We start from the raw sequence: 12,878 nt of genomic DNA on the forward strand, positions 1-12,878 counted from the left end.
AGAGCCTCGTGTGACCAGCAGTGAGTATGTGCCGCAGAACGTCCTCGCAGGGACCGAGGAGGAACCGACGTTATGGGCGAGCGAACGAAGCACGACCGACCGACGACCCGGTGGGGGTCACCCCTGCTCGAGCGCAGCGACGAGCTGGGGGGCGGGAAGCGATGAGCTCACTGTTGCTTCTGACCAACGCCCTGCAGCCGTCGACCGAGGTGCTTCCCGCACTCGGCCTGCTGCTGCACAACGTGCGCGTGGCGCCCGCCGAGGGCCCCGCGCTCGTCGACACCCCCGGTGCCGACGTGATCCTGATCGACGGCCGCCGCGACCTCCCGCAGGTGCGCAGCCTCTGTCAGCTGCTCCGTTCCACCGGCCCCGGCTGTCCGCTGATCCTCGTCGTCACGGAGGGCGGCCTCGCGGCCGTCACCGCCGACTGGGGCATCGACGACGTACTGCTCGACACCGCGGGTCCGGCCGAGGTCGAGGCCCGGCTGCGTCTCGCGATGGGCCGCCAGCAGATCGTGGCCGACGACTCCCCCATGGAGATCCGCAACGGCGATCTCTCGGTGGACGAGGCGACGTACAGCGCCAAGCTCAAGGGCCGGGTCCTCGACCTTACCTTCAAGGAGTTCGAGCTCCTGAAGTACCTCGCCCAGCACCCGGGCCGGGTCTTCACCCGCGCCCAGCTCCTCCAGGAGGTCTGGGGGTACGACTACTTCGGTGGCACCCGTACCGTCGACGTCCACGTCCGGAGGCTGCGGGCGAAGCTCGGGCCCGAGCACGAATCGCTCATCGGCACCGTCCGGAACGTCGGATACCGCTTCGTGACGCCGGAGAAGGTGGAGCGCGCGGCCGAGGAGGCACGGGTGAAGGAGGAGGCCCGGGTCAAGGGCGCCGCCCGCACCGTCACTCCGACGGACGAACCGGCCGACGTGGCGCATGCCACAGCACGCCCTGCCAATGGGTAGGTCACCCCGCGTAGACTGCCGCGCGTGGCCAAGGTGACGCGTGATGACGTAGCTCGACTGGCGGGTACTTCGACCGCGGTCGTGAGTTACGTCATCAACAACGGACCCCGGCCGGTCGCCCCGGCCACGCGCGAGCGTGTCCTCGCCGCCATCAAGGAACTGGGCTACCGCCCCGACCGGGTGGCCCAGGCGATGGCGTCCCGCCGCACGGACCTCATAGGCATGATCGTCCCGGACGCGCGGCAGCCGTTCTTCGCGGAGATGGCGCACGCGGTCGAACAGGCCGCCGCCGAGCGCGGGAAGATGGTCCTCGTCGGCAACTCGGACTACCGCGACGAGCGTGAGGTCCACTATCTCCGGGCCTTCCTCGGCATGCGGGTCTCCGGGCTGATCCTGGTCAGCCAGGGCATGAGCGAGCGGGCCGCGAGCGAGATCGAGGCGTGGGACGCGCGTGTGGTACTGCTGCACGAGCGGCCCGAGGCGCTCGACGACGTCGCCGTCGTCACGGACGACATCGGCGGGGCCCAGCTCGCCACCCGGCACCTCCTGGAGCACGGGCACCCGTACGTGGCCTGCCTCGGCGGCGTCCCCAACACCCCGGCGGTCGGCGACCCGGTCGCGGACCACGAGGAGGGCTGGCGCCGCGCGATGCTGGAGGCCGGCCGCTCGATCGAGGGCCGGCTCTTCCAGGCCCCGTACAACCGCTACGACGCCTACCAGATCGCGCTGAAGATCCTCGGCGGCCCCGACCGGCCGCCGGCCATCTTCTGCTCCACCGACGACCAGGCGTTCGGCGTGCTGCGCGCGGCGCGCGAGCTGCGCATCGACGTCCCCGGCGAGCTGGCCGTGGCGGGCTTCGACGACGTGAAGGAGGCGGCGCTCACCGATCCGCCGCTCACGACCGTGCACTCCGACCGCCCGGCGATGGCCCGGGCGGCGGTGGACCTGGTGCTCGACGACTCGCTGCGGGTGGCGGGGTCGAAGCGCGAGCGGGTGAAGCAGTTCCCCTCGGCGCTGGTGGTCCGCCGCTCCTGCGGCTGCGGCTGACCGGCGGGCACACCGGCCGGCGACGCCCGGCACGGGCCGGAACCCCCCGGCACCGCTCGCACGGACCAGGCCCTCCCGGCCGCACACCGCCCATGCCGACCCGGGGCCCCCGCCCAGGCCCGGCCCCCGCCGGGACCCGGCCCGCGACCGGTCCCACCAAACCCGCCTCGTCACCCGCCCCTCCCGGGCCTGTCTTTATATCGGGCATACGCGCTTCTGTCGGGCTTCTCAGCCCTTCCTCAGAGACCTCTCATCTCCCGATCCGAGAGTCGTTCCCATGACGGACCACTCCCAGCAGCCGCAGCAGCACCCGTACTACCCGCCGCAGCCCGCGCACCCGCCGTACGACCCGGCGGCGCCGGTCATGACCGAGCCGGGAACGACGATCTGGCCCGGCGCCGGGCACGTGCCCCCGCCTGCCGCCCCTCCCGTGGCCACCGCCTCGGCCGCGCCCGCCCCGGCTCCGGTGCCGCAGCACCGCCGCGCCAGGCGGAGTGTCGGCCTGATGGCCGCCGTGGCGATCGCAGCGGCCGCGATCGGCGGCGGCGCGGCGACGCTGACGCAGCAGCTCACCGCGGACGGCGCCCCGACGGCCGGGTCCGCGGTCAGCGGCACGAACGTCTCGGCCGACAGCAAGGGCACCGTCGCCGGAGTCGCCCAGGCCGTCTCCCCGTCCATCGTGGAGATCTCCGCGACCTCGGCCTCCGGCAAGTCCACCGGCTCCGGCGTGATCATCACCGGCGACGGCGAGATCGTCACCAACAACCACGTCATCTCCGGCGCCACCGCGATGACGGTGCGGCTGTCCGACGGCAGGACCTACGACGCCGAGGTCGTCGGCACGGACCCCGGCAAGGACCTGGCACTCCTCAAGCTGAAGGGCGCGTCCGGGCTGAAGGCCGCCACGCTGGGCGACTCCGACGACGTCAAGGTCGGCGACCAGGTCGTCGCGATCGGCTCGCCCGAGGGCCTGACCGGCACGGTCACCAGCGGCATCGTCTCGGCTCTCGGCCGCGACGTGACCGTCGCCAAGGGCGACGACGGCCAAGGCCAGGGACAGCAGCCGCAGTACGACCCCCGGCAGGGCTGGCCCTTCGAGTTCGGCGGGCAGCAGTTCAACGGCGACACCGGCTCGTCGAAGACGACGTACAAGGCGATCCAGACCGACGCCTCGCTCAACCCCGGGAACTCCGGCGGCGCGCTGATCGACATGAACGGCGCGATCATCGGCATCAACTCGGCGATGTACTCCCCCAGCGCCTCGAACGGCTCCTCGGCCGGAAGCGTCGGCCTCGGGTTCGCGATCCCGGTCAACACCCTGAAGGCCGATCTGGACAGCCTGCGCTCCGGCGGCGGCAACTGAACGGGGGCCCGGGCGAGCCGTGCGACGCTGGGGTCATGACAGGTCCGGTGAATGAAGGCGGCCGCATCCTCATCGTCGACGACGAGCCCGCCGTACGGGAGGCCCTGCGGCGCAGCCTCGCCTTCGAGGGGTACGGCACCGAGGAGGCCGTCGACGGGTTCGACGCCCTCGCGAAGGTGGGGACGTACGCCCCCGATCTGGTCGTCCTCGACATCCAGATGCCCCGGATGGACGGCCTGACGGCGGCCCGCCGTATCCGCTCGTCCGGCTCCACCGTGCCGATCCTCATGCTGACGGCCCGCGACACGGTCGGCGACCGGGTCACCGGCCTCGACGCGGGCGCGGACGACTATCTGGTGAAGCCCTTCGAGCTGGACGAGCTGTTCGCCCGGATCCGGGCCCTGCTGCGCCGCAGCTCGTACGCGGCGACGGCGGCCGGGGCCGAGGAACCCGTAGGCGACGTCCTGGTCTTCGGGGACCTGCGGATGGACCTGGCGACCCGCGAGGTGACGCGGGCCGGCCGGCCGGTGGAGCTGACGCGGACGGAGTTCACGCTCCTGGAGATGTTCCTCGCGCATCCGCGGCAGGTGCTGACCCGGGAGCAGATCCTGAAGGCCGTCTGGGGCTTCGACTTCGAGCCGAGCTCGAACTCGCTGGACGTGTACGTGATGTACCTGCGGCGCAAGACGGAGGCGGACGGCGAACCGCGCCTGGTGCACACCGTGCGGGGCGTCGGATACGTGCTGCGCGGCGGGGGCCCGGAGTGAGGAACCCGGTCGCGTGGTTCCGGTCGCGGCCGCTGCGGTCGCGGCTGGCGCTGCTCACGGCGGTGGCCGTGGCGCTCGCGGTGGCGGCGGCGTCGGCTGCGTGCTGGTTCGTGACGCGGGCGCAGCTGGAGGCCGAGCTGGACTCGTCGCTGCGCGACAGCCGGATGAACGACCGCGCGGTGGCCAGTCTGGCGCTGGCCTGCGCGGGAAACCTGGAGACGCCCGTACCGGCGGCCGGTGCGGCGTTCACCTGGCAGATCGTGCTGACGGACGGCAAGGTCTGCACGTCCGGCTCCTCGCCGATCCCCGTCCAGCCGGCCGATCTGGCCGTCGCGCGCGGCCAGGCTCCGTACGCCCTGCACACGACGAAGGCCGAGAACGGCGCGGAGATGCGGGTCTACACCTATCCGCAGGTGTTCCAGAACGTGGCCGTCGTCAGCATCGCCCGGCCCCTGTCGGAGATCGACAACTCGATGTCCACCCTGGCCTGGGTGCTGCTCCTGGTCTCCGGGGTCGGCGTGGTGGGCGCGGGGGCGGCCGGGCTGTGGGTCGCCCGGGCCGGTCTGAAGCCGGTGGACCGGCTGACGGAGACGGTCGAGCACATGGCGCGGACGGAGGACCTGACGGTCCGTATCCCCGTCGAGGGCGAGGACGAGGTCGCGCGGCTGTCGCGCTCCTTCAACGCGATGACGGCGGCGCTCGCCAGCTCGCGCGACCGGCAGGCGCAGCTGATCGCGGACGCCGGCCACGAGCTGCGGACCCCGCTGACCTCGCTGCGGACCAATGTCGAACTCCTCGCCCGCAGCGAGCAGACGGGCCGCGCGCTGCCGCCCGCGGACCGGGTGGCGCTGATGGCCTCGGTGAAGGCGCAGATGACGGAGCTGGCCGCGCTGATCGGCGACCTCCAGGAACTGGCCCGTCCGGACGCGGTCGAGCGGGGGCCGCTGGGGGTGGTGCCGCTGCACGGCATCTTGCGCTCGGCGCTCGACCGGGCACGGCTGCGGGGGCCGGAGCTGGCCTTCCGTACCGACCTGGCGCCCTGGTACGTACGGGCAGAGCCGGCGGGGCTCGAGCGCGCCCTGGTGAACGTGCTGGACAACGCGGTGAAGTTCTCGCCGCCGCGGGGCGAGGTGGAGGTGACCTTGATGCGGGGCGAGCTGACGGTCCGGGACCACGGTCCGGGGATTCCGCCCGAGGAGCTGCCCCATGTCTTCGAACGCTTCTGGCGTTCGCCGTCGGCCCGGAGCCTGCCCGGTTCGGGCCTGGGGCTCTCGATCGTGGCCCGTACGGTCCAGCAGGCGGGCGGCACGGTGGCGCTGACGCCGGCGGAGGGCGGCGGCACGGCGGCGGTGATCCGCCTGCCGGGGGCGCCGACTCCTCCGCCGGACGGGTCAGTTGTGGCGGATGAGGGACTCGACGAGTCCTGAGCGCGTGGCGGGGAAGTCCAGGGGGACGATGCCGAGCCCCTTCCAGCCGGCGGCCTCCGCGCCGTCGAGGAAGGTGTGGACCCGGGGGTTGAGCCGGTCGGAGTTCCAGCGCGGCGGGAGGTAGGCCGAGGTGGAGACGTAGTTGACGTAGAGCTTTCCGGGCTGTGCGGCGGCCTTGCGCAGGTGGGACTCGATCAGGGGGTACTTGGCTCCGGGCTCGGTCATGTAGGCGTCCTGGATGTCGAAGAGCGCGCCGTCGCCGTAGCGGACGCCGGGCAGTCCGGCGTTGTCGGCGAGCAGGACGACCTTGCCGCGGGCCTCGCCGAGGGCGGGCAGGCCGTCGCCGATGCGGAAGAGGGAGCGCCAGCCGCGCACGTCGAGGTAGTCGTCGAAGATCTGCCGGAAGACGGTGTCGGAGTCCGTGGAGTACTCCTGTCTGACGCGCATGAGGACGGTCTCGGAGGGGTGGGCGGCGAGGAAGGCGGCGCATGCGACGAGGACGTCGCCGAACATCATGTTCTGGTAGGCGGCGCCGTGGTGGATGGCGAAGGAGCCTCCGGTGACCCGGCAGCGGATGTCCAGGAAGCGGATGCCGCTGTCCAGCTGCTGGGCGATGGTGGTGTTCTGGCAGGCGGCCCAGAGGCCGCCGAACCGGGCTCCGGAGTCGTGGGTGCCGGGGATGGTGAGCTTCTGGAGCGGGGTGGGGTCGCCGTGGCCGGCCATCCAGTCCTGTGTCCCGAGGCCCCGGGTGCGGGCCCGTGCGGGCGGGGTTCCGATGAGGACGGTGGCGGTGGTCGCCGCGGCTCCCGCGAGAAAGCTTCGTCGGTCCATGGCACGGGAGTATGACGGGTACGCGTCAAGCAGCACCAGAGAGAGGAGGCGGCCCGTCGAAACGGGCTGCCTCCTCTCCGCGTGGGCTCCGACGTCAGTCGGCGTAGTAGCCGAAGACGTCGACGATGGCGTCGACCGACCCCGCGTGGTTCTCGATGTAGATCTGCCCGTTCACCACGGGGACGACCACCAGGTTCGGCACCGTCTGACCGGGGCCCACGTTCACGTGCGACGCGTCGGGAACCGTCCCCGACGGCGGGTACACCGTCAGGAACGTCGGAGCCGTCGCGTTCGTCGCCGTCAGGTTCAGCACGACCGCCGACACACCCTCGGCGGGCACGCCGCCGAGTCCGGCGATCTCCAGGACCGTCGTGCTCCGGGGCGCCAGCTTCAGCGCCATCCAGTTCTCCCGGGTGTCCATCACCCGCTTCGGCGGCAGCGGCTCGAACAGCGAACCGTCGCCCCCCGTCGTGAAGTAGCCCGAGACGTCGGCGATCAGATCGACCGAGCCCGCGTGGTTGTAGAGGCTCACCCTGCCGTTCACGACCGGCACGACCACGAGGTTGGCGACCGTCTGCCCCGCGACCACGTTCAGGTTCGACGCGCTGGTGCGGGTCGTCCCGTCCGGGTACGCCGACACGAAGCTCGACGCCGTCGGGTTCGTCGCCGTCACGTTCATCACCACGGCCGACACACCGCTCACGGGCACCCCGCCCCGGCCGGTCACCTGCACGTTCACCGTACGGCCGGCGCCGACCTTGGCCTTCGGCGCGCCGAGACCGCCGCGGGTGTCCAGGAGCCGGGCCGGCTTCACCGGCGCGAACCGGGACCCGTCACCGGCGAGCGAGTAGTAGCCGGCGACATCGGCGAGCAGGTCGACCGAGCCCGCGCGGTTGTAGAACGTCGCCTTTCCGTCCACCACCGGAACGGTGACCAGGTTGGACACGTTCCGCCCCGCCGTCACGTTCAGGTTCGACGCGCTCGTCCGCACCGTCCCGGCCGGGTACACCGACACGAAGGTGGAGGAGGTCGCGTTCGTCGCCGTCACGTTCATCACCACGGCCGACACACCGCTCGCGGGGACCCCGCCCCGGCCGCCGACCTGGAGCGTCACAGTGCCCCCGGGGCCGACCTTGGCCTTCGGCGCGCCCAGACCGCCCCGCGTGTCCATCACCCGCGTGGGCGTCACGGGCCGGTACGTCCCGGAGGCGAGCGACCGCGCGCGCGTCAGCGCGACGTCGCCGGTCAGGGTGAGCGCGGGCCCGACGCCGTCGGCCGGGACCACCGTCAGCGTCCAGCTGTACAGGCCGTCCGCGAGCGTCCCGCCGTCCGCCGCCTTCCCGTCCCACACCGCGTCGATCCGCCCGCGCGTCTCGCCGCCCGCCAGGGTGCGGACGACCTCGCCGGCCTTGTTCCTGAACTCGGCCCGCCAGGACGCGGCGGGCTTCGACAGCCACCACTTCCCGGACCACGCCTGCGGAGCCACGGCCTTGCGGTCGATGACCTCGGCCGGGCGCACGGAGTCGAGGACGGAGAGCGCCGAGGCGGGCACACCGGCCGGGACGACGTGCACGCGGTCCTGGTCGTCGGCGTACGAGACGTGCCCGCCGAAACGGTCCACTGTCCAGCGGTGGTCCACGCCGGTGGCGAGGACCCGGGTCGGTGCCGACCCCTTGAGCGGAGTGACCAGCAGGTCGTCGTCCCTCCGGCTGACGGCGTATCCGTCGCCCAGCCGCGCGTGGGTGCCGGGCACGGCGATGTTCGCCCCGGTGGCCAGATCGCGGACACCGGAGGTGGTGTCGCACCGCCAGTGGGCGAAGGTGCTCCACACCTCGACGCCCTTGACCTCGCAGTCCGCGACCTTCGCCGTACGCGTCACGGTCCCGGACCGCACGTCCACGGCGCTCACGGTGCCGCCGCCGGCCGGGAACCAGAGCGCTCCGCCGACCAGCGAGGCACCCCGGCCGTCGTGCACGCGGCGGTACACGATCGCGCCGGTGTCCAGGTCGACCACCCGCCACTCGTCGGTGGAGCCGTGGAGGACGTGCCGGCCCGAGGCGCCGATGTCCCCACGGACGTCGTCGACGCCGGCCACCCGGGTCGCCGGCAGTGTCCCGCCCGGCTGGAGCACGTACATCCCGGAGCCGTAGCCCGCCTCCCGGAACACCAGCCGCCCGTCGCCCGTGGGGACGGCGTTCTCGCAGTCGCCGCTGACCCGGCACGCTCCGTGGTGGAGCGCGTTGTCCGATCCCCGGTCGACCCGCGGACCGGCCGACGGCTCCGAGCCGACGCCGAGCTCGACCGCACGCACCCGGGCCCGGTCCCAGGGGACCTGGTCGAGCGTGTGCATGACGCCTTGGGCGACGGCGACCTGCTTGACGCGGGTACGGGCGAGGGGCGCTTCCGCCACCCGTGTGGCCACGGGGGCCCCGCCGGACTCGGGGACGCTCACCGAGTGGTACGTGTGCCCGCTCCCGCCCCCGGTGCTCGTGGCGACGACACGGCCGCCGGGGCCCACCGCTACGTCACCGACGACATGGTCCAGGACGACCCGGTCCGGGCCGCCGTCGAGCGGCCGGGCGACCAGACGCTCCGTTCCCGCCTCGCCGGGAACACGTGCCAGGACGTGGCCGCCCAGCAGGGCGACCGGGACGCCGTCGGCCCAGTCGAGCGCGGCCGACGGCGCGGAGAAGTCTCCCGCCAGGTCCCAGACCTGCATGCGGCCCGCGACAGGGCCGCGGAACATCTGGGCGCCCGCGATGCGCGTCACGACCCCGGTCGTGCCGAAGCGGAGCGGACGGGGCGTCATGGTCGCGTCCACCCAGATGCTTTCGGCGACCCCGTCGAGCTTGTACGCGAGCATGAAGCCGTACGAGCTCCGGAAGTTGCCGAGCCGCACCTCGACGGCCCCCGCCGGCAGTTCCAGCGTCCGGTCGGTGACCTTGTCCGCCTCCTGGGTGAGCAGGTGCCACCTGCGCGGGGCGTTCGGCTCGAACGTGACGACGGACGTACCCAGCACGGTCCTGAACTGCTGCCCGACAGGAACAGTGAGGTGGGTGACCGCCCCAGAGACCGGATCACGCAGGCCGATGGACGCGCCGAAGACCTCGGCGATCACGTCCGAGCCGGTGCCGAAGCGCGTCGAAACCGTGTCCGGCAAGGGGACGCGAGCGCCGTCCGCGTACGAGATCCAGGTCTGGCCGCCGCCGGACGCGCCCTGGAGGAACCCGGTCGCCCCGGCCAGGGGCAGCTTCGCCGCGTCGGGATCCACCGAGAACTCGGCGGGGACGGTGACCGACCCGGAAGCGGTGCCCGCCGGCTCGGCCGCCGCCGTTCCCGTCCCCAGCGGGACGAGCGAGATGAGTGCCGCCGCCGTCGCGACGGCGGCCGCCGTGGCGCGGCCACGGCGGTGTTTCGAGATGGCGTGCAAGAAGGTCCCTCCCCAGGAACCTGCGCAGGTTCCTCACCTGCCACAAGTGGCTTGAGGCTACCAGCAGTTCGAACCCGTTCAAATGGAAGGAGGGGCGGCGCCCGTCGAAACGGACGCCGCCCCTCCCCCCGTCTTCTACTTGACGACCGTGATCCGGTCCGCCGCCGGCACCGGCAGCGGCGCCGAGGCCGTCGAGTGCGCCGCCAGGTACGCGTTGAAGAGGTCCAGGTCCGACGCGCCGACCAGCTTGTTCGTGCCCGCCGCCAGCGCCGGGAAGCCGTCGCCGCCGCCCGCGAGGAACTCGTTCATCGCGACCCGGTAGGTCTTCGCCGGGTCGATCGGCTCACCGTTCAGCTTGACCGAGCCGTCCACGACACGGTCGGCGCCGCTCTTGGTCATGTCCAGCGTGTAGGTCAGGCCCCTGGAGACCTGAAGGATCTTGACCGAGGTCGCGTTCGCGCCGCTGACCTGCTGCTTCAGCGCGGCGAGCAGGTTCGCGCCGGAGAGGTCGACCACGTTCATCATGTTGGTGAACGGCTGCACGGTGAAGGCCTCCCCGTACGTCACCACCCCGTCGCCCTCGGCGCCGGACGCCTTGTGGACCAGGTCCGCGCGGATGCCGCCCGGGTTCATCAGGGCCAGCTGCGCGCCCCCCTTGTCCGGCGCGGCGAGACCTTCGAGCTGGGCGTCGGCGATCAGGTCGCCGAGCGGCTTCTCGTACGCCGTCGAACCGCGGCCGTTGATGTCCGCGGCGATCCAGCCCTGCGGGCGGTTCGCGATCGGGGCGGCCAGCGCGTTCCAGCGGCCGATCAGGTCGCTCATGTCCTGGGCCTTGGGCACGTCACGGGTGACGACGTGGTTGGCCGACTCCACCGACGTACGGACGATGTCCTTGGTACGGCGGTCGTAGGTGAGCGTGGTGTCCGTGTAGAGCTTGCCGTACGAGGACGCCGACGTGACCAGGCGCGGCTTGCCGGCCGGGTCGGGGACGGTGCACACGTACGCCTGGTGCGTGTGGCCGGTGACCAGCGCGTCGACCTGCGGGGTGACGTTCTTGGCGATCTCGGTGATCGGACCGGAGATGCCGTCGCCCGGGCCGGGGCTGTCGCAGTCGTAGTTGTACGCGGTGGAGGCCGGCGCGCCGCCCTCGTGGACCAGGGCGACGATGGACTTGACGCCCTTGCGCTCCAGGATCTTGGCGTACTTGTTGATCGTCTCGACCTCGTCGCCGAACTTCAGGCCCTTGACGCCCTCGGCGGTGACGATGTTCGGGGTGCCCTCCAGGGTCACGCCGATGAAGCCGATTTTGACGCCGTCGCGCTCCCAGACGAAGTAGGGGTCGAGCAGCGGCTTGCCGGTCGTCTCCTTCGTCACGTTGGCGGCGAGGTACGGGAAGTCGGCGCCCTGGAACTTCTCGCCGGGAACCGCGCAGCCGGCGGTGGGGTGGCAGCCGCCGTCCTGCATACGGGCCAGCTCGCGCGCACCCTCGTCGAACTCGTGGTTGCCGACCGAGGTGACGTCGAGGTCCAGCTTGTTCAGCGCCTCGATGGTCGGCTCGTCGTGGAAGAGCCCGGACAGCAGCGGCGACGCGCCGATCAGGTCACCGGCCGCGGCCGTGACGGAGTAACGATTCCCCTCACGCGCCCCGCGCAGGTGCGTGGCCAGGTACTCGACACCGCCCGCGTCGATCTTCTCCGTGGTGCCGTCCTCGTGCAGACGGGTGACCTGTCCGGAGGAACCGGTCGGCGGCTCGAGGTTGCCGTGCAGGTCGTTGAAGGAGAGCAGCTGGACGTCGACGGTCCGGCCCCATCCGTGACCATATGTCTGGCCCCGGTCCTGGGCCGCGCCGGCCGGCATCGCGGCCACGAGGGCGCCGACGGTGGCAAGTCCCGCACCGGCGGCGAGGATCCGCCGCCTCGCCCTGTTCTTCTTCGGTGTCGCTGACATCGCTCCCCTTGTTTCCTGTGAGTCAGTCCGCGCCGCAGCCTAGAGTCAACGCGCGTAGCGCAACAGGGGGTAGCGGGTTACAAGTGAGTTGCTCGTAGGCTCGTACCCATGACTTCTGACGTGGCGCCGGCCCTCGAACCCGGCCGGCAGATCCATACCCTCGACGAGCTCTCGCCCGAGCAGGTCCAGGACGTGTTCGCCCTGCTGGAAGCCGCCGAGCGCTCGGACGGCATGCACGCGGTGTCCGAACAGGGGCGGCTGTACCTGCGTCGCGGCAGCCGTGAGGGCGTACGGCACTTCCTCCTCACGGTCGGCCCCCACCTCTACGGCTACGCCCAGCTGGAGGACACCGACCCGGTGGAGGCCCCGGCCGCCGAACTGGTCGTGCACCCCTCGCACCGCGGCCGGGGGCACGGCCGGGCGCTCGGCACGGCGCTGCTGGCCGCCTCCGGGAAGCGGCTGCGGGTCTGGGCGCACGGCGGGAAGTCGGCCGCCCGGCACCTGGCCCAGGTGCTCGGCCTGACCCTGTTCCGGGAACTGCGCCAGCTGCGCCGGCCCTTGGTGCCGCTCGACATCCCCGAGCCGGTACTGCCCGAGGGCGTCACCGTCCGCACGTTCGTCCCCGGCCAGGACGACGCGGCCTGGCTGGCCGTCAACGCGGCGGCCTTCGCCCACCACCCCGAGCAGGGATCCCTCACCCAGCGGGACCTGGACGACCGGACGGCCGAGCCGTGGTTCGACCCGAAGGGCTTCTTCCTCGCGGAGAAGGAGGGGCGCCTGATCGGCTTCCACTGGACGAAGGTGCACGCCGAGGAGCAGCTCGGCGAGGTGTACGTGATCGGCATCCTGCCGGACGCCCAGGGCGGCGGGCTCGGCAAGGCCCTCACGGCGATCGGCCTGCGGCACCTCGCGGCGCAGACGCTGCCGACGGCGATGCTGTACGTGGACGCCGACAACACGGCGGCGGTGTCGGTGTACGAGCGGATCGGCTTCGTCACCCACGAGGTGGACCTGATGTACCGCACGGAGTCCTGACCCGCGCAAGCGCCGCGAAGCGGGGGGCGGTTGACACCGCGACCGGTATGCGGCCGGTACCGCTCCCTG

Annotated in this window: 9 protein-coding genes; 6 read left to right on the top strand and 3 right to left on the bottom strand. The window is 72.2% G+C overall.

Features of this window, described 5'->3' with window-relative positions; genetic code table 11:
- The first annotated feature begins 161 nt into the window (after positions 1 to 161).
- From ACZ68P_RS17905 to ACZ68P_RS17925, 5 genes are all read left to right on the top strand, one after another.
- Complete coding sequence (locus tag ACZ68P_RS17905) at positions 162 to 962, top strand: response regulator transcription factor (protein WP_471007075.1); 801 nt, start codon at positions 162 to 164, stop codon at positions 960 to 962.
- A gap of 24 nt (positions 963 to 986) precedes the next feature.
- The gene (locus ACZ68P_RS17910) at positions 987 to 2,009 is read left to right on the top strand and encodes a LacI family DNA-binding transcriptional regulator (RefSeq protein ID WP_471007077.1); all 1,023 of its coding nucleotides are present in this window, start codon (positions 987 to 989) and stop codon (positions 2,007 to 2,009) included.
- Positions 2,010 to 2,286: 277 nt separating this feature from the next.
- Positions 2,287 to 3,372, top strand: a complete 1,086-nt coding sequence (locus ACZ68P_RS17915) for a S1C family serine protease (RefSeq protein WP_471007080.1) — start codon at positions 2,287 to 2,289, stop codon at positions 3,370 to 3,372.
- Positions 3,373 to 3,407: 35 nt separating this feature from the next.
- Positions 3,408 to 4,139: a response regulator transcription factor gene (locus tag ACZ68P_RS17920; protein WP_471007081.1), complete on the top strand. Its 732-nt coding sequence runs from the start codon at positions 3,408 to 3,410 to the stop codon at positions 4,137 to 4,139.
- Positions 4,136 to 5,566, top strand: coding sequence for a HAMP domain-containing sensor histidine kinase (locus ACZ68P_RS17925; RefSeq protein WP_471007082.1), 1,431 nt, complete (start codon positions 4,136 to 4,138; stop codon positions 5,564 to 5,566). The genes ACZ68P_RS17920 and ACZ68P_RS17925 overlap by 4 nt, the downstream gene beginning before the upstream one ends.
- Here the strand turns inward: ACZ68P_RS17925 and ACZ68P_RS17930 are convergent.
- From ACZ68P_RS17930 to ACZ68P_RS17940, 3 genes are all read right to left on the bottom strand, one after another.
- Positions 5,531 to 6,397: a phosphatidylinositol-specific phospholipase C gene (locus ACZ68P_RS17930; protein WP_471007084.1), complete on the bottom strand. Its 867-nt coding sequence runs from the start codon at positions 6,395 to 6,397 to the stop codon at positions 5,531 to 5,533. The two genes, ACZ68P_RS17925 and ACZ68P_RS17930, sit on opposite strands and share 36 nt — an antisense overlap.
- Before the next feature lie 94 nt (positions 6,398 to 6,491).
- Entirely contained in the window at positions 6,492 to 9,827 is a 3,336-nt protein-coding gene (locus ACZ68P_RS17935) for a FlgD immunoglobulin-like domain containing protein (RefSeq protein ID WP_471007086.1), read from the bottom strand.
- A 135-nt stretch (positions 9,828 to 9,962) separates the two neighbouring features.
- Positions 9,963 to 11,774, bottom strand: coding sequence for a bifunctional metallophosphatase/5'-nucleotidase (locus tag ACZ68P_RS17940; RefSeq protein WP_471007088.1), 1,812 nt, complete (start codon positions 11,772 to 11,774; stop codon positions 9,963 to 9,965).
- A 108-nt stretch (positions 11,775 to 11,882) separates the two neighbouring features.
- On the opposite strand from ACZ68P_RS17940, the gene mshD reads away from it, so the two are divergent.
- Positions 11,883 to 12,809 (top strand): mycothiol synthase, encoded by a 927-nt coding sequence (gene mshD / locus ACZ68P_RS17945; protein WP_471007089.1) that lies wholly within the window; start codon positions 11,883 to 11,885, stop codon positions 12,807 to 12,809.
- Positions 12,810 to 12,878: the final 69 nt, after the last annotated feature.

It is taken from the genome of Streptomyces sp. NPDC036822 (genome assembly GCF_055609145.1).

What these genes read in the sequence shown, in the direction of transcription:
- ACZ68P_RS17940 (WP_471007088.1), bottom strand. Translation starts at nt 11,774, where the DNA reads ATGTCAGCGACACCGAAGAAGAACAGGGCGAGGCGGCGGATCCTCGCC.
- ACZ68P_RS17930 (WP_471007084.1), bottom strand. Translation starts at nt 6,397, where the DNA reads ATGGACCGACGAAGCTTTCTCGCGGGAGCCGCGGCGACCACCGCCACC.
- mshD (WP_471007089.1), top strand. Translation starts at nt 11,883, where the DNA reads ATGACTTCTGACGTGGCGCCGGCCCTCGAACCCGGCCGGCAGATCCAT.
- ACZ68P_RS17905 (WP_471007075.1), top strand. Translation starts at nt 162, where the DNA reads ATGAGCTCACTGTTGCTTCTGACCAACGCCCTGCAGCCGTCGACCGAG.
- ACZ68P_RS17915 (WP_471007080.1), top strand. Translation starts at nt 2,287, where the DNA reads ATGACGGACCACTCCCAGCAGCCGCAGCAGCACCCGTACTACCCGCCG.
- ACZ68P_RS17920 (WP_471007081.1), top strand. Translation starts at nt 3,408, where the DNA reads ATGACAGGTCCGGTGAATGAAGGCGGCCGCATCCTCATCGTCGACGAC.